Here is an 18,257-nt window from a genome sequence, read left to right as displayed (position 1 = left end):
GCGGCGAGCCGGCCGCTCTGACAACGTTGCGCGCGTGAGCGACGAGCGCGACCCGGCGAGCGACGACGAGGAGCGAGGCGTCCATCCGCAGCGGCTCTTCGAGCTGCCCCCGGACGCCCGCGAGCTGATCCTCGTGCGGCACGGCGCGTCGCAGGCGTTCGTCGAGGGCGGCTCGCTGCCGGTCGACGCGTCCGGCCACAGCGATCCGCCGCTGGCCCGCGAGGGGCGCGAGCAGGCCGAGCGCGTCGGCGCGCGCCTCGCGCAGGAGCCGATCGCGCGCCTCTTCGTCACGACGCTCGTGCGGACGCACGAGACGGCGGCGCCGCTCGCCGCGCGGACCGGCCTGGAGCCCGAGGTGATCGCCGACCTGCGCGAGGTCCACCTCGGCGAGTGGGAGGCGGGCGAGTACCGGGTGCGCGCCGCCAACCGCGATCCGCTGTTCGTCCGCGCGCTCATGGAGGGTCGCTGGGACCTCATCCCCGGCGCGGAGACGAACGAGCAGCTCGCCGAGCGCGTCTCCCGCGGGCTCGACCACGCCCTCGCGCAGCTGGAGCCCGGGACGGTCGGCGTCGCCGTCCTCCACGGCGGGATCGTCGCGGAGATCTGCCGTCAGGTCACCGGCAGCAGCCAGTTCGCGTTCCTCGGCTGCGACAACACCTCCGTGACGCGGATCGTCGAGCTCGGCTTCGGCCTGCGACGCCTGCGCTCGTTCAACGACATCGCGCACCTCGCGCACGAGTCGGCCGAGCCGCTCGTCTGAGGCGTCGCCCGGGCGTGGGCGGCGCGAGGTGGGGCCGCGGCGACCCGGACGGGTTCGGCCCGATTCGACGCTCAGGCCCCGGCGCGGCGCCCGACGAGCACCGCCGTCGGGTTGGTCGGCTCGAGGCGGTGCGAGCCGACGAACGGCCGCAGGCGCGCGGACTGCACGAGCGTCGCCTCGACGTCGAGCCCCGCCGCCGCGAGCCGCGCGATCGTCGGCTCGATCCGGTCGAGCGTCGCGAGCGTCACGACCACCGCGCGGCGCGCGCGCTCCGCGGCGAGGTCGACGATCGCCGGCAGGTTGCCGCCCCCGCCCCCGACGAACGCCGCGTCGGGATCCGGCAGCGCACGCAGCGCGTCCGGGGCCGCGCCGGCGAACGCCGCGAGCTCGACCCCGTGGTCGGCGGCGTTGCGGCGCGTCAGCGCGACGGCCGCCTCGTCGTGGTCCACCGCGATGACGCCGGCGCCGAGTCGCGCGCACTCCACGGCGACCGAGCCGCTGCCGCAGCCGACGTCCCACACGACGTCGCCCGGTCCCGGACCGAGCGCGGCGAGCGCGGCGGCGCGCACCTCGCGCTTCGTGATCATGCCGTCGCGGTGCGCGAACGCCGACTCCGGCAGCGCCCACCGGTCGGCGTGGCGCGCCGGCTGGATCGCGGTCCGCGCCGCGGCGACCGGCTGGTCGGGCGCCCAGGCGAGGAGGACGTTCGGATCGGCGAACGTCCCGGCGGCGAGGTCCTCCGGCGCGCCGATCGTCACGCGCTGGTCGGGCAGGTCGAGCCGCTCGCAGACGGCCATCCGCCGCTCCGGCGCGCCGGGGATCCGGGCGTACGCCGCGGCGAGGAACGCCGGATCGGCGTCGGGCGCGGTGAGGACCGCGACCTTCGGCCCGGCGAGCAGCGCCCCGAGCGCCGCGCGCACGCCGCCGCGGCCGCGGGCGTGGGCCGAGACGATCCGCGCGTCGTCCCACGGCATCGCGACGCGCGACCAGGCGCGGGCGACGGAGGAGGGCGCGGGGTGCACGACGATCCGCTCCGCGTCGATCCGCCGGGCGAGCGTGCGGACGATCCCGAACCACCCGGGGTCGCCCGAGGCGAGGACGGCGACCGGGCCGGCGTGTCCGGCGATCCGCCCGAGCGCCTCGTCCAGCGGCGCCACGAGCGTCACCGTCTCCGGCGGGTCGGGGCGCCCGTCCAGCAGTGGCGCGACCGCCCGCAGCGGCTCGAGCCCGCCGGCGACGAGCGTCGCCGCGGCGAGCGCCGCGCTCGGGGCCTCCCCGGCGGGGCGACCGCCGGTCAGGCCGACGACGTGGACGGGGTCCTCGCGCACGTCCCCATCATGGCGAGCGGCGGCCTGCGTCGCAGCAGCGACCGGGCGGCGGGCCCGGTGCTCTCCCGGGTGCCCTGCGCCGGGGCTTCCCGGACGCCGAGGCCGCGGCCGAGGGGACGAGCAGGGCGGGGCCCGGCCTTCTCCCGGGTGCCCTGCGCCGGGGCTTCCCGGACGCCGAGGCCGCGGCCGAGGGGAGAAGCAGGGCGGGACCCGGCCTTCTCCCCCTCAGATCGCGCGGCCGGTCTCGTCGCGGAGCTTGCCGCCGCGGCCCTCGCGGCGCGCGGGGACGATGACCGTCGACAGGTACGGGCCGCGCTGCTCGGCGTCCGCGCCGGCGCCGGTGACCTGCTGGCCCTCGACGCCGAGCAGCTCGCCGTAGACGGCGTCGTCGAGGCGACCCTCCTCCGCGAGGATCTCGCGCACCCGCGGCATGTGGCGGCCGCCCTTGTACGCGACGACGGTGTCGGCGGTGCGCAGGACGCTGCGCAGCGCGTCCTCGCCGGCGGTCAGCGGCAGCAGCGCGAGCGACTCGTTGCCCTCGGTGAGGACGATCGACGAGCGGCTGGCGAGGTCCTGCATCGCGGTGATCCCGGGCACCGTCTCGACGCGCAGCCCCGGGACGAGGTCGCGCACGGTGTGGGCCATGTACGTGAAGGTCGAGTAGACGTTCGGGTCGCCGAGCGTGCAGAACGCCGCGGTCCCGCCGTCGCGGACGATCGCGGCGATCGCGGCGCCCGCGCGGTCCCAGTTCTCCTGCCGCAGCGACGCGTCGCGCATCGAGAAGCCGAGCCGCTCGACCTTCGCCGGGTCGACGTGGGGCGCCACGACGCGCTCGGCGCGTCCGACCTCGCCGGCCGCCTCGGTCACGGGGACGAAGACGCGGTCGGCGCGCTCGAGCGCCCGCAGCGCCTTGAGCGTCAGGTGCTCCGGATCGCCGGGACCGACGCCGATCCCGATCAGCGTGCCGGTGGTGGGGTCCGCCGCGGTGCTCACCCCGCCGATCCTGACGGCCGGCGGCGTCCCGCGTCGTCAGGCGCCCGCGGGCAGCGCCGCGCCGTCGAGCTGCTCGGCGAGCGCGGCGGTGCGCGTCGCGGGCGGCGGCGCCACGTGGGTCGTGGCCGGCGTGGCGGCGCTCGGCGTGCTGGCGACGGTCGGCCTCGTCGGCCCGCGGCTGCGGCGCTCCCCGGCCCGCGGACTGGCGTCGGCCTCCGGCGACTAGCCGCGCGGCGCGGTGCCGTGCCCGGGGCCTCCCCCGGGGCGGCGCCGATCCGGGCGGCCGCCGGAGGTTTGCCACGGCGGCCGTTCGGGCAACTCGTTCCCACCGACGTCGCCAGGACCGCTCGGTGCTCGGGGCGCTCGTCGTCGGGCACCGCGCGCCTCCGGGCTCGCGCCGCGCCGATCCGTCGCACCCGGAAGGGGTGGCGGGGCGCGGCGCTCGTCGTCGCGGACGGCAGGACGTCAGGACGATCCCGAGGCGGCGATCGCCGCCTCGGGATCGCGCCGGCGGGTCGCGCCGCGCCGTGCGTGGATCACGCAGCCCGCGGTGCCGATCGCGGCGATCAGCGCCACCGGCGCCATCGCGTGCTGCGCCGTCGCCGGCGACGGGTCGCCCCCGAGCAGCAGTCCGACGACGACTGCGCCGAGCACCGCCGCGGAGAAGCCGCCGCAGTTCACGAGCGCCGTGGCGCTGCCGGCCGAGACCGCGGGCGCCTCGCGGCGGGCGATCTCGAACGCGATCATCGAGCCACCCGCTGCCGCGCCCGTGGCCACGAGCACCGCGAGCAGCAGGGCATCGGGCACGTCCGGGGTCGGCCACAGCACGAGCAGCCCCCAGCCGATCGCGGGCACCGCCGGGACGAGCACCGACGCCCGCCGGCGCCTCGCATCGCCGCCGACGAGCGCGCCGACGATCGGGCCCGTCACGGCCAGGGCGACGACGATCCCGAGCAGGAGCGTCGAGGCGGTCGCGCGGCTCATCCCCTGGCTGGCGACCATGTACGGGACGCCCCAGACCGCGCCGACGATCGCGAAGGGGCCCATCGCCCCGAGGTGGAGGAAGAACCCGTGCCGCGTCGCCGGGCGGGCCCAGGCGTCGCGCAGCGTGCGCCCGATCGGCGCGTGGTCGTCACCCCGGGGGGCGGGGCGCCCCGGGGGCCGGTCGTGGAGGAGGAGCAGCGGCATCGCCACGAGCGCGCCGGTGAGGAACGCCACCGCGAGGAAGGTCGGGGTCCACCCCACGCCGTCGAGCGCGAGGTGCAGGGGGATGGTGGCCACGAGCTGGCCGACGGCGCCGACGACGCCGGTGAGCGCGGCGAGCAGGCCCTGGCGGTGCTCGGGGAACCAGGCGTGCCCGATCCGCAGCACGTTGAGGAACGTCAGGGCGTCGCCGAGGCCGACGAGCGCCCGGCCGGCGAGCGCCGGCGCGAGGCTCGTGGAGACGGCGAAGAGCGCCTCGCCGACGGCCATGATCGCCAGCCCGATCGCGAGCGTCCGGCGCGGGCCGAGGCGATCGGCGGCGAGGCCCGCCGGGATCTGCATCGCCAGGTAGATGAAGAGCTGCAGCGCCGCGAGCGAGGCCAGCGCGCCCTCGGGGATCGACAGCCGCTCCGTCGCCTCGAGCCCGGCGACGCCGAGCGCCATGCGGTGGAAGAACGCGACGAGGTACGCCGCGGCGGCGAGTCCCCACATCGCCCAGGCCCGGCGACCGCCGAGGCGCGCGCCGGCATCGCGCGCCATGTCGGATACGGCTTGCATCTATGCTGGATCTCTAGCATGGACGCGTGCCCACCGCCGCCCCGTCCGCCTCGCAGCGGGCCTACGACCTCGTGAAGGGGCGCTGGCTCGACGGATCCCTGGCCGACGGCGTCCTGCTCAGCGAGGGCGAGGTGGCGGGCGAGCTCGGCGTCAGCCGGACCCCGGTGCGCGAGGCGTTCCTGCGGCTCGAGGCCGAGGGCCTGCTGACGCTCTACCCCAAGCGCGGGGCGCTCGTCACCGCGCTCTCGGACCGCGACGGGCGCGATCTGCTCGACGCCCGGCTGCTCGTCGAGCGCCATTGCCTCGAGCGGCTGCTCGCCCCGCGGCCCAGCGCCTGGGCGGCCGGCCGTGACGCCCGGCCCGGCGTCGGGAGGGCCGACGACGCCGTTCCGGCCGCCGCGACGGGCGGCGCGGGGGTGGCCGCGGGCGTGCTCGAGGACCTGCGCGCGACCGTCGCGGAGCAGCGCGCCGCGGTCGCCGACGGCGACATCGGCGCGTACGCGGAGGCGGACCGGCGGATGCACCGCACGTGGGTCGCGGCCGCCGGCAACCGCGTCCTGCTGGACCTCTACGACGGCCTGCGCGACCGCCAGCAGCGCCTGACCGCGCAGGTGCTGCAGCACCGGGCGCGCGACCCCCTCGCGATCATCGCCGAGCACGAGGAGCTGCTGGAGACGCTCGCGGCCGGCGACCTGCCGGCGATGCTCGAGCGGCTCGAGCGCCACGTCCGCGCCACCGCGGGCGCGCTGCTCGGCTGACCGCCGCCGGGGGATCCGCCGGGACCCGGCCTGGATCCACGCTCAGCCGGCGGCGAGCCAGGGAGCGTCGAGCAGCTCGCCGGTGTGGCGGTCCACGAGCAGGCGCGGGCCCACCGGCGCCGCGACGGCCGGGGCCTCGGCGGGCACGGCGCGGACCGCGTGCTGCCCGTCGGCGAGGACGACCCGGACCCGCCCGCCCCCGGTGCGCGCCGCGCACCGGACGGCCGACCGCACCGCGTCGTCGCGGCGGATGTGCCGGCAGACGGGTGCCAGCGTGCGGCGTTGGCGAACCACCCACATCGCGAACTCGTCGCGACGTACCTCGAAATCAGACACGGCTGTCGCTCCTCGGGTTTGTCGCATCCTGCCAGGGCCGTCGGACGACATCGACCAGGAAGTTCCCGCAAACTCCGGGAAGACGGGGGCAGCGGGGCGCAGACGCCGCGCCGGAGGTCCCGGCCCGCGGGCCCGGCGCCGTCGTCGGCGCGCCGTCCGCGTCCCGGGCGATCGCCTCCCGCACCGCGCGCCGGAGCGTGCGTCGTACGCGTCGCGTCAGGCGCTCGCGGCCGCCACGAGCCGGGCGGCGGCCTGCGGGAACGCGGCCCAGTGGGTGTGGAGGTAGCTCGCGTGGAGCGTCCCCGTGGCGACGCCCTCGGGACGCTCGCGCCCCCGGGAGCGCAGGGTCCACGCGGGGGGCGAGGTCGCCTCCGGGGTGAGCGTCGAGTAGTGGAACTCGTGCCCGCGAACGACCTCGCCGGCCCGCCACAGCGGGGAGTCCGCGCCCGCCTCGGCCTCGCGATACCCGAGGGTCAGGCGCGTGCCGAGCGCCCCGGTGCCCTCGAGCACCCCGCACATCGGGCGCCCGTCGAGGGTGCCGCCGAGGTAGAGCAGGCCGCCGCACTCCGCGACGATCGGCCGGCCGGCGGCGGCGAGCCCGGCGACGGCGGCGCGCAGCGGGGCGTTCGCCGCGAGCGCCTCGCCGTGCTCCTCCGGGAACCCACCGCCGAGGTACAGCGCGTCGGTCGCCTCCGGCAGCTCCGCGTCGCGGAGCGGGTCGACCGGCACGAGCTCGGCGCCGGCGGCGCGCAGCAGCTCGAGGTTCTCCGTGTAGCGGAACGTGAACGCCGCCCCGGCCGCGTACGCGATCCGGGGCCGGCGGTCCGGGGGCGGCGGGACGGCGACGAGGCCACCGGCGGCCGCGGGCGTCGCGCCGGGGCCGGTCGCCGGCGTGCGCCCGGGCTCGCCGGCCGCCCGCGCGAGTGCCTGCGTCGGGTCCCACGCGGGCCCGAGGGCCGGTGCGGCTCCCGCCAGGCGCTCCAGGGCGTCGAGGTCGACCTCCGCCGCGACGCGCGCCGCGAGGACGTCGAGCGTCTCCCGCGCCCGCGCGTCGCGCTCCTCGACCGGGACGAGCCCGAGGTGGCGCGACGGCGCCACGAGCCGGTCGTCGCGCGTCAGCGCGCCGAGCACGGGCACGCCGATCGGCTCGAGCGCCTCGCGCAGGAGATCGGCGTGGAACGAGGAGCCGACGCGGTTGAGGATCACCCCCGCGACGTCGACGGCGAGGTCGTAGTTGCGGAAGCCGAGCACGAGCGCGGCGACGGAGCGCGCCATCGCGGCCGCGTCGACGACGAGCACGACCGGGCTGCGCGTGAGCTTCGCGACGTGCGCGGTCGAGGCGAGCTCGCCGCGACCCGACGCCCCGTCGAAGAGCCCCATGACCCCCTCGATCACCGTCAGGTCGGCCGGGCGCCCGTCGTCGGCGTGGTCGGCGATGCCGTGGGCCAGCAGCGGGGCCACGAGCTCCGGCCCGGCGAGGAACGCGTCGAGGTTGCGGGCCGGCCGGCCGGTCGCCAGCGCGTGGTAGCTCGGATCGATGAAGTCGGGCCCGACCTTCGCCCCCTGGACGGTGCGCCCGCGGGCGCGGAAGGCGGCCATCAGGCCGCTGGCGACGGTCGTCTTGCCGGCGCCGGAGCTCGTCCCGGCGATGACGATGCGCGCGGTCATGGCGTGCGGGGCCGGTCGCCCGCCGGCCGCTCCCGGAGCTCGAGGAGCGCGAGCGCGAGGCTCGGGCGCCCGACGACGCGGAACGGGCTCGTCACGCCGACAGCGTACTGCGCCCGAATGCCCGGGAGATCCGATCCGGGGCCGGGACGGGAGCATCCGGGACCCCGGGATCCCGGGGCGGACGGCCCGGCGGAAGCGGTGCGGTCCACGCGCGATCGCGCGGGTCGACGCGCCGTCCCGGCAGGCTCGCGTGCGCCCACGTCCGCCCCTCAGTCCCAGGGCCCGGCGACCGGCGCGAGGCCGGCGACCCCGGCCTCCGTCATCCGGTCGGGCCCGGAGCGCGGCACGCTCGGTCCCCAGAGCAGCGCCGGCACCGGATCGGCGGTGTGCCGGCCCGTCCGCGGGTCGCTGCCGTGGTCCGGGCACACGGCGACCGTCGCGCCGAGGTCCAGTGCGACGCCCGCGAGCGGGGCCAGCAGGTCGCGGTCCAGCCGCTGGAGCTCGCGCGCCTTCAGCGCCGGGTCGTGCCGGTGGGCAGCCTCGTCGGGCGCCCCGACGTGCACGACGACCGTCGGCACGCCGTCGCGCAGGAGCGCCGTGGCGGCGCGCGCCTTCGCCGCCAGGTCGCTGCCGACGTCCCCGGTCGCGCCGCGCGGATGGAGCGTCTCGGCGCCCATGATCCGCGCGATGCCCGCGGCCGTCGAGCGCGGCGCGCAGACCACGACGGTCTCCTCGTCGAGGATCGGCGGCGGGACGGCGCCGTCGGGCCAGAGCTGCAGCCGGGGCCGGTCGTCGTCGGCGACCGCGACCCCCGCCATCCGGGCGGCCGCGACGAGGTCCGCGCGCGGCGGGAGCAGCGGCTCGGTCACGGCGAAGACGACGAGCTTGTGGCCGTCGAGGCGCTGGACGTGCAGCGCCTCCTCGCCGCCGGAGCCGCGCAGGAGCGCCTCGGCCGCGGCGCCGAGCTCCGGCCACGGTCGACCGTCGTCGTGGCGGACGTCGATGCGGTGCACCGCGGCGCCGTCGGGCTCGTGGATCCCGCGCGCGGCCGCGTCGATCCGCCCCCGCGAGAGGGTGCCGGGAGGCTCGTCGGCGTGGACCCGGTGCGGTCGCCGGTCGAGGCTCGTCGCCGGCGTCCAGCCCAGGAGCAGCGAGATGCCGGTCTCGCTGCCGGGGTGCAGGCCCTCCGGCGTGACCGCCACGGGCCGCACCGCGCCGCGTCGCGCGAGCTGGTCGAGCGCGAGCGTCCGCGTGGCCGCGAGCGTCGTCGGTGGCGCGTCCGGGCGGTCCGGCGCGGGCAGCGCCTCGGCGAGGCCGTCGGGGATGACGAGCAGCCGCTGGCCCGGCGCGCTCACCACTCGATGCCCTGCTGCGCCCGGATGCCCTGCTTGATCGGGTGCTTCACGCTCTCGATCTCGCTGACGAGGTCCGCGGCCTCGACGAGGGCCGGGTGGGCGTTGCGTCCGGTGATCACGACGTGCTGGAAGCCGGGACGGTCGCGGAGCGTCGCGACGACCTCCTCGACGTCGATCCAGCCCCAGCTGATCGGGTACGTCAGCTCGTCGAGCAGGAGGAACTCGTAGCGCGCCTCGGCGATCCGGCGGCGCACCTCGGCCCAGCCCTCGCGCGTCAGGTCCTCGGACTCCGTGAGGTCGCGCTGGATCCAGGTCCAGCCCTTGCCCATCGTCTCCCACTCGATCGTGCCGCCCTCGCCGGAGTCCGAGAGGACCTGCGCGGCCTTGCGCTCGCCGACTTTCCACTTGCCGCCCTTGACGAACTGGAAGACGCCGCAGCGGTAGCCGCGGGCCCAGGAGCGCTGGAGCATCCCGAAGCCGTGGCTCGACTTGCCCTTGCCCGGGCCGGTGATGACGGCCACGAGCGGCTTGTCGCGTGGCTTGCGACGCCGTGGCTCGGCGCTGCCCCGGTCGTCCGGGGTGTGCGGGACGTCGGCGGTCGCGTGGCGCGCCGCGGCGTCCTGGTCGGGCGGGGTGGTGGGGTCGGCGGCGGTCGCGCCGTCGTCGGGGCGGCTCATGGCGTGGCCTCCGGGGTCGAGGGACGGACGGTGCCGGACGCCGCTCCGGCGTCCGGCGGACGGCGGGGCGGGCGCTCGGGCTCGCAGCCCGGCGGCGGCGGGACGTACGGTCCGCCGCCGGCCTGGGCCGGCACGGGTCGGCGTCGCCGCCGACCTCGGCGCAGCTCGGGCGGGGCGATGAGGACGAGGTCGGGCCGGCGGGCGAGGAGCGCCCGCACGATCCCCGCGGTGAGCAGCGCCTCGAGCACCGCGACGAGGGCGTAGGTGCCGAGCGTCGTGCCCGCCAGGGCGGCGCGGTCGATCTCGACCTTCGCGCCCACGAGGTACTCGACGACGAAGAGCGACGCCGCGAGCAGGACGTTGATGAACGCCGCGACCCCGCAGGCGAGCGCGAGCGGCCCGGGGCGTCCGCGGCCGCCGAGGCCCTGCGCGGCGCGCTGGATCCCGCGCAGGATCGGCCAGCCGAGGAACGCGGGCACGAGCGCCGAGTTCACGATGTTCAGGCCGAGCGTCGTGATCCCGCCGTCGCCCTGCACGAGGGCCTGGAGGATCGTGACGACGGCGATCGTCAGCGCGCCGAGCCACGGGCCGAGCAGCGCGACGGCGAGCGTGCCCCCGAGCAGGTGGCCCTGCGTCCCGAACCCGAGCGGGACGAACGGCGAGTCGCCGACGATGAAGAAGGCGCCCGCGAGGCCCGCGAGGGGCAGCCGGCCGTCCTCGCCGGTCAGCCGGGCGCGCCGCACGCAGACGGTGAGCCCGGCGACGGCGACGGCGGCGCCCGTCGCGGTGACCGGCGCGGCGAGGAAGCCCTCAGGGATGTGCACGCGGGCCCTCCGGCGTCGAGCTCGGCAGCGTCGCCGAGCGGGGCATTCCGGCGCCCGCGCCCCGCGGGCGGGAGGGCGTCGCCGCGGGTGCGTCGTGGGATCCCGACGCCCGTGGGTCCGGGCGAGCCGGGGCGGGGTCGCGCGGCGCGAGGGGCGTGACCGAGCCCGTCTGCGCCACGGTGCTCGCCTCGCCGCCGGCGAACCAGTCGAGGTCGATCGCGGCGACCTCCCCGATGACGAACGTCACCGGCGGGTCCAGGCGCGGCGGCAGGGCCGACAGCGTCCCGCGGACCGTGCGCTGCTCGCCGGCGCGGCTGGCCGCGCTGATCGCGGCCACGGGCGTGTCGGGGGAGAGCCCGGCGGCGAGCAGCCAGCCGGCGATCCGGCGGATCCGCGAGCGCCCGGTGAGGACGACGATCGTGCCGCCGAGGCGCGCCAGGGCGTCCCAGTCGACCTCGCCCGGGTACTCCGGGTCGGTGTTGCCGGCGAGGACCGTCACGACGCGCGAGCGCTGCCGGACGTGCACCGGGATGCCGGCGAACGCGGGCGCGGCGAGCCCGGCGCTCACGCCGGGGACGACGGTGAACGGCACCCCGGCGGCGGCGAGCGCGAGCGCCTCCTCGCCGCCGCGGGCGGCGACGAAGGGGTCGCCGCTCTTCAGGCGCACGACCTCGCGCCCGCTGCGGCCGAGCTCGACGAGCAGCGCGTCGAGCTCGGCCTGCCCGAGGGCGGGCGCGCCGGGGCGCTTGCCCACGAGGATCCGCTCCGCCTCCGCGGGCGCGAGGTCGGCGATCGGGTCGCTCGACGGGCGGTCGGTGACGACGACCTCGGCGCGGCGCAGGAGCGCGACGGCGCGGACGGTGAGCAGCTCGGGATCGCCGGGTCCGGCGCCGACGAGGTGGACCGTCATGCCCGCGGGACCGTAGCGGACGGACCCGCCCGCGGACCCGTCCCGGGCCGCCGCGCCGCGTCCGGACGAGGCGTCCGGACCGAACATCCGTCCGTTCCGATGGCGCGGAGCTTCAGCCGCCCCGCGGAGGAGCCGACCGCGAGCGGAGATGGATCGCGCGACCCGCAGGGACTTCGGGCTGGCCGGAGCCGTCGGACTGACCCTCGCGGTCGGGACGCTGGCGCTCGGCGTCGCCTTCGTGCCCGGCGGCGGCCCCTCCGGCCGCGTCGACCTCGCGGAGAGCGATCCCCACGCCCGGCTGCTGCAGCTCGTCGACGGCGTCGAGCGAGCGCCGCTGCGCCGCGGACCGGCGGCGCCGTCCGCGGAGCGCGACGCGAGCCGCGGCGCCGGGGACGGCGCGGCGACCGGTGCGGGCGATGCTCCGGACGCCGGTGCCGCGCCGCGGGGCGGCGGTGCGCGGTTCGGCGAGGCCGCTCCGGAGCGCGGGCGCATCCCCTCCGGCGACGGCGCCGCGGGCTCCGGCGGCCCGGGCTCCAACGGCGGGGCGGGCGGCTCCGGCGCGACGCCCGGGGGGTCCGGGGCCGGCTCCGGCGGCTCCTCGCCCGGCGGGTCCGACGGGGGCGCGGGCGGCACCTCCCCGACCGACGGCCTGCGCCTGCGGGTGGCGTCGGTGAGCCTCAGCGGCGGCGACGGCGCGACGCTGCGCGCCGGCAGCGAGGTCCGCGTCCGGGTCGAGGCCTCCGGCGCGGGGACGGACGACGAGCGGAACGCCACCGCGGGCGCCGCAGTGCCCGGCGGGACGACGAGCGTCGCGCCGCCCACGGGCGTGGCGGCGGCGAGCAATCGCGACGAGACGGCCGCGGATCCAGTCGCACGATCGGGCGTGAGCGCGTGGTGGGGCGCCGACGAGCCCGTGCAGATGGACGTGCGCGTGCGCCTGGGTGACGAGACCGTGCGTGAGCTGCGTGCCGCCGCGGCGCGCGTGGGCGGCCCGGTCGGGCTCCGCGCCGTCGTCGATCTGACGCGGGGCTCGGGCGACAGTCCCGATGTTCGCGTCCGCCTGCAGATCCAGCCGTTCTCGGGCTCCGCGCCGGCCGCGCGACGCTCGACGGCGCCGGCCGACGGCGCCCTGAGCAACGCGGTCGAGCTCGTCACGCCGATCGACCTGCAGGAGCCCGCTGAGGCCAAGCCGGCACCGTCGGCGGCGGTGGGCGCCGAGCAGGAACCCGTCGAGGTCCGGATCGCCGTGCCTCAGGCGGGGCAGACCGCATCGAGCCATGCCGGGGTGGGCCTGCCCGAGGGCGGCACCGGCGACGACGCCGCGGTCTCCGTGGCGCTGCACCTCCCGGCCGCCGACGAGCCCCTCGGGGGCACGCCCGTGGCGGTCGAGGACCGCGGGACCGGCGACGTGACGGCGAACGCCCCGGCCGACCCGGGTCCGGGCTCGGCCGCCGGCGAGGGCTCGTCCCCGGAGGGCGGCTCGGCGTCCGGCGGTGGTGCGTCCTCCGATGGCGGTGCGTCCGGGTCGGCGTCGGGTGCTGGTTCCTCCTCCGCGGGCGGCTCGTCCGCTGACGGGGGAGCGTCCTCTGCCGAGGGCTCGGCCGCGGGCGACGCCTCCTCCGGTAGCGGGACGTCGACCGACGGCGGTGAAGCGACCGCCGTGAGCGACTCGGCTGCCGGCTCCACGGACGCGAGCGACGGCGAGCGCGCCGCGAGCGTCGAGCGCCGGGCAGCCCGCCGCAGCCGGGGGCTCCGACGTGCGGAGCGCGCCGCCGAGCGCCGGGCCGATCAGCGTGCCGCGGCCCGCGAGCGCGCTGCCCGTCGCGGCGGTGGCGACCCCGGCGTCGCCCGGGCCGCCGCGAGCGCCGGCTGACCCGGGCCCGGCCCGGCACGACGGTGCGAGCGCCGGATGATGCGGGCCCGTGCGTGCGCGTGATCGATGCGGTTCGTCCGTCTCGTCGGGGCGCGATCGGCGGGGTCGACGGCCGGCGAGGTCCGTAGCATCGCCGCCGATGACGGGCAGCCTCGCGATCGTCGGCCTCGGACCGGGCACCGCCGCCTGGCGCACCGCACGGGCCGAGGAGGTCGTGCGGGACGCCGAGGTCGTCGTCGGCTACGGGCCCTACGTCGACCAGTGCGCCGACCTCCTGCGGCCGGAGCAGCGGATCGAGCGCGGCACGATGGGGGCCGAGGAGGAGCGGGCGACGATCGCGCTCGCGGAGGCCGCCGCCGGTCGGCGGGTGGCGCTCGTCTCCTCCGGTGACGCCGGGATCTTCGGGATGGCCGCGCTGGCGCTGCGCGCGGCGGCGGCGCTGCCGGAGGACGAGCGGCCCGCGGTCGAGGTCGTGCCCGGGATCACGGCCGCGACCGCCGCGGCCGCGCGGCTCGGGGCGCCGCTGGGCGACTTCGCGACGGTCTCGCTCTCCGACGTCCTCGAGCCGTGGGAGAAGGTCGAGGCGCGGATCGCCGCCCTCGCGGCGACCGACCTCGCCCTCGCGCTCTACAACCCGCGCTCGCGGACGCGGGAGTGGCAGCTCGGCCGCGCCCGGGACGTCCTCGCGGAGCACCGCGACCCGGCCACGCCGGTGGCGCTCGTGACCGACGTCGGCCGCGACGACGAGCGGATCGAGCACACGACGCTCGCCGACCTCGATCCCGAGCGCGTCGCGATGCGGACGCTCGTCCTCGTCGCGGGGCCGACCGCCGAGCACGTCGGGCCCTGGCTCGTCACGGCGCGCGGTCGCTGACCCACCGCCCAGGGCCACCGGTCACCGCGGCCGGCGCCCCGGCGGCCGGCTGCGCGCGTGCCGGGCCCGCACGTCGGGCCGGGGTCCGGTCAGAACAGGCGCGTCTGCCGGCCCGCCGCGGAGCTCCCGGGGCGGGCCGGGCGCGTCCACGAGCGGTCGTCCGCCGGCGCACCGCCGGGCGCGCCGCGCCAGCCGAACCGCCGCGCCTCTCGCGCGGCGGGGCTCGCGGGACGGCCGTCGGCCCCGCCCCGACCGCGGGCCGCCCCGCTGCGCGGGGCGCCGCCGGGTCGCGGCCGGGCCTCCTCCATGGCGATCGACCGGGCGAGGCGGCTCGCCTCGGGCCGCGGCAGGTACGGACCGTGGCGGTAGAGCTCCTCGTACCGGGCGACGAGGTCCGGGCGCGCGTCGCGCAGCCAGTCGAGGAAGACGTCGCGCGTGCTGCCGCGCAGGTGCAGGCCGATGCCGCGGACGCTCACCGCCCCGGCGTCGCGGCAGGCGGTGAGCAGCGCTTCCAGCTGCCGCGGGTCGTCGTTGATGCCCGGCATGAGCGGCGCGGCGAGCACGCTCGTCGGGATCCCGCGCCGCGTGAGCTCGGCGACCGCGGCGAGACGGGCGCGGGGATGCGGCGTGCGCGGCTCCGTCGCCCGCCACGCGGACTCCTCGAGCGTCGGCACGGAGAGCGCCGCCTCGAAGCCCGCGACGGCCTGCAGCTCGAGCATGAGGTCGACGTCGCGCAGGAGCAGCGGCGACTTCGTGAGCACCGACCCGGGGACCTCGGCGTCGATCAGCGCGCGCCAGATCCCCGGCATGAGCCGGTAGCGCGACTCGACCCACTGGTACGGGTCGGTGTTCGTGCCGAGCGCGACGCCCTCGTCCGCGGCGGGCGTCCGCGCGCGTCGGCCCAGGTCGATCACGAGCCGCTCCGGCGCGTTGACCTTCACGACGATCTCGCGCTCGAAGTCCCGGCCGGGACCGAGGTCGAGGTACTCGTGGGTCGGTCGAGCGAAGCAGTAGACGCACGCATGGGTGCAGCCCCGGTACGGGTTCACCGTCCACCCGAACGGCATCGACGACCGGGCCGGGACGCGGTTGAGCACCGACTTCGCCCGCACCTCGTAGAAGCGGGTCTCCAGCGCCTCGGGGGCGTCGAAGCGCCGGACGACCGCCGGCTCCCGCATGCCGGGGAACGACCGGGTCGGGGCGTCGACGTCGAGCTGCAGGTGATCCCAGCGCATGCGAACGCATGTTCGCATCGGCGGCGGCGGAGCGGGGAGCGCTCCGCCCGTCCATCCGTCCGTCGCGGGACCTCGAACGGGCTCCCGCCGCGCCCTCCCGGCCCACCGGCGCCCGGGGCCGGGCTATCGTCGGTGGGGTGCGCAACGCGACAGACCTCCGCGCGACGGCCGGGCGCCTCGCGCTCCTGCTCGGGCTCCTCGGCGCCCTCGCCCTCGGCGGGCCGCGGCCGGCGGCCGCCGACGACGTGCAGCTCGTCCAGGTCGTCGAGGCCCACGTCGCGACGCTCAAGCCCGAGGCGACGACCCTGCAGCAGCGCCTCGAGCGCTTCTCGCGGGCGCCCACGAGCCGCAACCGGGCGACGCTCGCGGCGCGCTCCGCCGAGCGGGTCGAGGCGGAGGCCTCGTCGCTGCGCCTCTCCCTGCGGCGGACGACGGCGTCGAGCACCCAGGGCCGTCGGCTGCGGGCCGACCTCCTCTCGGCGGTGAACGTCGTGCGCTCCGCGACCGGCACGCTCGGGACCGGGCTGCGGCGGGTCGCCGCGCGCCGCGCGACCTTCGCGACCCTGCGGCAGCTCCAGCGGGCCGCCACGCGGCTCGAGCGCGGCATGCGCGACGGCGAGCGCGTGGCGTCGCGGATCGCCGCCGCCGTCAACGGCGGCTGACCGCCGCCCGCCGCGTCAGGCGGCGAGCGGGTTGAAGCCCGCCGGGAGCTCCAGCCGGTGGGCGCGCATGAAGCCCTCGTCGGCGAGGATCTGTCGCGTCGGGCCGTCGGCGATCACCTGGCCGGCGTCCATGACGATCGCCCGCGGGCAGAGCTCCAGCGCGTAGGGCAGGTCGTGGGTGACGAGCAGCGTCGTCGTCGGCAGCCGGCGGATGACGTCGGCGAGCTCGCGCCGCGCCGCCGGGTCGAGGTTCGACGAGGGCTCGTCGAGGACCATGAGCTCGGGCTCCATCGCCAGGACGCCGGCGACCGCGGCGCGGCGCCGCTGGCCGAGCGAGAGCTGGTGCGGGGCGACCTCGCGCAGCTCCTCGAGCCCGAACGTCCGCAGCGCCTCGGTGACGCGCTCCTCCAGCGCCCCGCCGGTCAGCCCGAGGTTCGCGGGGCCGAAGGCGACGTCGCTCTCGATCGACGGCATGAAGAGCTGGTCGTCGGGGTCCTGGAAGACGATCCCGACCTTCCGACGCAGGTCGCGCGCGGTGCGCTTCGTCAGGCCGGTGCCGGCGATCTCCACGGTGCCCTGCTGCGGCTGCAGCACGCCGTTGAGGTGCAGCAGGAGCGTCGTCTTGCCCGCGCCGTTGGGGCCGAGCAGCGCGACGCGCTCGCCGGCGCGGATCGTCAGGTCCACGCCGGTCAGCGCCTCGGAGCCGTCGGGGTAGGCGAAGTGCAGGTCGCGGACCTTCACCGCGACGGCCGCCTCCGGGTCGGCCTCGCCGGGCTTCACGCGGCCGCGGTCGCCCTGGCGGCCCTCGTCGGCGAGCTCGAGCGCGGTCCCGTCCCAGCCCGGCCGCGGTGCGCGGGTCGCGCGACGGTTGCGCCGCCGTCCCCGCGCGGGCCCGTCCCCGTGCGGGGTGAGGCTGATCGGCAGGCCGACCTTCTCCTCGTAGCCGGGCAGCGTCACGCGGTAGACGCAGAGGTCGCAGTTCATCCGCACGTCGCCGCCGAACCCCTCGCGGTAGCGCTCCAGCGCGACGCGCGCGAGCCGCCGGTCGGCGCCGAGATGGGGGCCGCCGCGGACGGTCAGCTCGGGGTGCTGCTGCGCCCACGCGGCCGCTTGGTCGAGGATCCGGCCGAGCAGCACGCCGGTGAAGAGGAAGAACGGGACGACGGCGATCGTCGTGGCGCCGAGCCGGCGGCAGCGCTCCAGCGCGTCCGGGACGCGGGGCTCGGCGACCGAGATCCACGCCGGCTCGACGATCGGCAGCCCCCGTCGGTCGCTCAGCAGGCGACAGAGCTTCGCGAAGTCGCCGGAGGCGTCCGGATCGCTCGAGCCGCGGCCGACGAGCACGACCCCCGAGGCCGCCGGGTCGGCGTCGCCGAGCGTCGCGGCGATCCGATCCTCGGCGACCGACAGGACCTCGGGGTGGATCCCGAGGTCGCGCGCCATGCGGAACGTCACGTCCGGGTGCCGGATCCGCGCGCGCGCGAGCGTCGCCGGGCCGTCGTTCTTCAGGTGGCCCGCCGCGAGCAGGACGATCGGCACGGAGACGATCTCCGTCGCGCCGTCCGCCACGAGCGCGTCGATCGCGGCGTCCGCCGACGGCTCGGCGAGCTCGATGAACCCGCCGGCGTGGTGGAGCTCCGGATCGATCTCCCCGACGTGGCGGACGAGGTCCCAGAACTCGTCGACGTGGTCGGCGTCGCGCGAGCCGTGCCCGACGAGCACGAGCGACGGCCGGTCCGGCGCGGGGCGCCCGTGCGTGCCGCCACGGGCGTCGGATCGGCGGAGGTCCACCCGGTCAGGGTAGACCGGCGCGCGGTGCGCTCGCGTGCCGCACCGCGGACGGCGTGGGTCGGCGCCGTCGCGCGTGCCGGCCGGGCGCCGCGTCTCAGCTCCGGTGGCCCAGGACGTTCACGACGTGCCCGGCGGGGTCCCGGACGAAGAACCGCCGCACGCCCCACGGCTCGTCCGTCAGCGGGTGGACGATCTCGGCGCCGGACGCGACCGCGGCGGCGTGCGCCGCGTCGACGTCGTCGACCTCGAGCGACGCGACCGGCACGACGGGTCCCGACGCGTCCTCGCTGACGAGGCTCAGCTGCAGGCCGGGCCGCGCGGGGTCCGCGACGGTCACGATCCACCCCTGGTCCATGACGACCTCCATCCCGAGGACGTCGCGGTAGAACGCCGCCGCCTCGATCGGGGTGGCGGCGTGGAGGTTCGGGACGACGCGGGCGAGGGCCATGCCC

The 18,257-nt window shown here is 78.1% G+C and carries 18 protein-coding genes and 1 pseudogene; 6 read left to right on the top strand and 13 right to left on the bottom strand.

Going from position 1 to position 18,257, the window contains the following annotated elements:
- The first annotated feature begins 34 nt into the window (after positions 1 to 34).
- Positions 35 to 760, top strand: coding sequence for a histidine phosphatase family protein (locus SK069_RS08225; protein ID WP_319953726.1), 726 nt, complete (start codon positions 35 to 37; stop codon positions 758 to 760).
- Between the two features lie 71 nt (positions 761 to 831).
- Here SK069_RS08225 and cbiE read toward each other — a convergent pair whose 3' ends face one another.
- Both cbiE and cobI read right to left on the bottom strand, forming a co-directional pair.
- Complete coding sequence (gene cbiE / locus SK069_RS08220) at positions 832 to 2,088, bottom strand: precorrin-6y C5,15-methyltransferase (decarboxylating) subunit CbiE (RefSeq protein WP_319953725.1); 1,257 nt, start codon at positions 2,086 to 2,088, stop codon at positions 832 to 834.
- Between the two features lie 225 nt (positions 2,089 to 2,313).
- Positions 2,314 to 3,081 (bottom strand): precorrin-2 C(20)-methyltransferase, encoded by a 768-nt coding sequence (cobI, locus tag SK069_RS08215; protein ID WP_319953724.1) that lies wholly within the window; start codon positions 3,079 to 3,081, stop codon positions 2,314 to 2,316.
- On the opposite strand from cobI, the gene SK069_RS08210 reads away from it, so the two are divergent.
- Positions 3,074 to 3,307 carry a hypothetical protein gene (locus SK069_RS08210; protein ID WP_319953723.1) on the top strand — a complete coding sequence of 78 codons (234 nt, stop codon included), beginning with the start codon at positions 3,074 to 3,076 and terminating at the stop codon, positions 3,305 to 3,307. The genes cobI and SK069_RS08210 overlap by 8 nt on opposite strands.
- A gap of 239 nt (positions 3,308 to 3,546) precedes the next feature.
- Here SK069_RS08210 and SK069_RS08205 read toward each other — a convergent pair whose 3' ends face one another.
- A complete protein-coding gene (locus tag SK069_RS08205) occupies positions 3,547 to 4,842 on the bottom strand; it encodes an MFS transporter (protein ID WP_319953722.1) in 1,296 nt (431 codons plus the stop codon).
- Between the two features lie 26 nt (positions 4,843 to 4,868).
- Between SK069_RS08205 and SK069_RS08200 the strand changes: the two genes are divergently transcribed.
- The gene (locus SK069_RS08200; RefSeq protein WP_319953721.1) at positions 4,869 to 5,600 is read left to right on the top strand and encodes a GntR family transcriptional regulator; all 732 of its coding nucleotides are present in this window, start codon (positions 4,869 to 4,871) and stop codon (positions 5,598 to 5,600) included.
- A 42-nt stretch (positions 5,601 to 5,642) separates the two neighbouring features.
- Here the strand turns inward: SK069_RS08200 and SK069_RS08195 are convergent, their stop codons facing one another.
- From SK069_RS08195 to cobA, 6 genes are all read right to left on the bottom strand, one after another.
- Complete coding sequence (locus tag SK069_RS08195; protein WP_319953720.1) at positions 5,643 to 5,936, bottom strand: hypothetical protein; 294 nt, start codon at positions 5,934 to 5,936, stop codon at positions 5,643 to 5,645.
- Between the two features lie 216 nt (positions 5,937 to 6,152).
- A complete protein-coding gene (locus SK069_RS08190) occupies positions 6,153 to 7,604 on the bottom strand; it encodes a cobyrinate a,c-diamide synthase (protein WP_319953719.1) in 1,452 nt (483 codons plus the stop codon).
- Positions 7,605 to 7,873: 269 nt separating this feature from the next.
- A complete protein-coding gene (locus tag SK069_RS08185) occupies positions 7,874 to 8,959 on the bottom strand; it encodes an alkaline phosphatase family protein (RefSeq protein WP_319953718.1) in 1,086 nt (361 codons plus the stop codon).
- On the bottom strand, positions 8,956 to 9,636 hold the full coding sequence (gene cobO, locus SK069_RS08180; protein ID WP_319953717.1) for a cob(I)yrinic acid a,c-diamide adenosyltransferase: 681 nt from the start codon (positions 9,634 to 9,636) through the stop codon (positions 8,956 to 8,958). The genes SK069_RS08185 and cobO overlap by 4 nt, the downstream gene beginning before the upstream one ends.
- Positions 9,633 to 10,460, bottom strand: a complete 828-nt coding sequence (locus SK069_RS08175; RefSeq protein ID WP_319953716.1) for an energy-coupling factor ABC transporter permease — start codon at positions 10,458 to 10,460, stop codon at positions 9,633 to 9,635. Before SK069_RS08175 ends, cobO begins: the two co-directional genes overlap by 4 nt.
- The gene (gene cobA / locus SK069_RS08170; protein WP_319953715.1) at positions 10,447 to 11,370 is read right to left on the bottom strand and encodes a uroporphyrinogen-III C-methyltransferase; all 924 of its coding nucleotides are present in this window, start codon (positions 11,368 to 11,370) and stop codon (positions 10,447 to 10,449) included. Before cobA ends, SK069_RS08175 begins: the two co-directional genes overlap by 14 nt.
- Positions 11,371 to 11,518: 148 nt before the next feature.
- Between cobA and SK069_RS08165 the strand changes: the two genes are divergently transcribed.
- On the top strand, positions 11,519 to 13,243 hold the full coding sequence (locus tag SK069_RS08165; RefSeq protein ID WP_319953714.1) for a hypothetical protein: 1,725 nt from the start codon (positions 11,519 to 11,521) through the stop codon (positions 13,241 to 13,243).
- Positions 13,244 to 13,382: 139 nt separating this feature from the next.
- Entirely contained in the window at positions 13,383 to 14,117 is a 735-nt protein-coding gene (gene cobJ, locus SK069_RS08160; protein WP_319953713.1) for a precorrin-3B C(17)-methyltransferase, read from the top strand.
- Between the two features lie 89 nt (positions 14,118 to 14,206).
- On the opposite strand, the gene SK069_RS08155 is transcribed toward cobJ, so the two are convergent.
- Entirely contained in the window at positions 14,207 to 15,352 is a 1,146-nt protein-coding gene (locus tag SK069_RS08155) for a radical SAM protein (protein ID WP_319953712.1), read from the bottom strand.
- Between the two features lie 137 nt (positions 15,353 to 15,489).
- Here SK069_RS08155 and SK069_RS08150 point away from each other — a divergent pair, with 137 nt between their 5' ends.
- Positions 15,490 to 16,014, top strand: coding sequence for a hypothetical protein (locus tag SK069_RS08150; RefSeq protein WP_319953711.1), 525 nt, complete (start codon positions 15,490 to 15,492; stop codon positions 16,012 to 16,014).
- Positions 16,015 to 16,029: 15 nt separating this feature from the next.
- Here the strand turns inward: SK069_RS08150 and SK069_RS20255 are convergent, their stop codons facing one another.
- The 3 genes and pseudogenes from SK069_RS20255 to SK069_RS08140 all read right to left on the bottom strand — a co-directional run bounded on the left by SK069_RS20255 (position 16,030) and on the right by SK069_RS08140 (position 18,253).
- Positions 16,030 to 16,794 carry an energy-coupling factor ABC transporter ATP-binding protein gene (locus tag SK069_RS20255; protein WP_406628276.1) on the bottom strand — a complete coding sequence of 255 codons (765 nt, stop codon included), beginning with the start codon at positions 16,792 to 16,794 and terminating at the stop codon, positions 16,030 to 16,032.
- Positions 16,795 to 17,049: 255 nt separating this feature from the next.
- Positions 17,050 to 17,736 (bottom strand): annotated as a pseudogene (locus SK069_RS20250) (sirohydrochlorin chelatase); the annotation flags it as partial.
- Between the two features lie 163 nt (positions 17,737 to 17,899).
- Positions 17,900 to 18,253, bottom strand: a complete 354-nt coding sequence (locus SK069_RS08140; protein WP_319953709.1) for a VOC family protein — start codon at positions 18,251 to 18,253, stop codon at positions 17,900 to 17,902.
- Positions 18,254 to 18,257 lie beyond the last annotated feature (4 nt).

Origin of the sequence: Patulibacter brassicae (assembly GCF_033949425.1) — a bacterium.
GTDB lineage: Bacteria > Actinomycetota > Thermoleophilia > Solirubrobacterales > Solirubrobacteraceae > Patulibacter > Patulibacter brassicae.
Note: the sequence above shows the minus strand (reverse complement) of the source record. Positions and strands in the feature narration are given on the sequence as shown.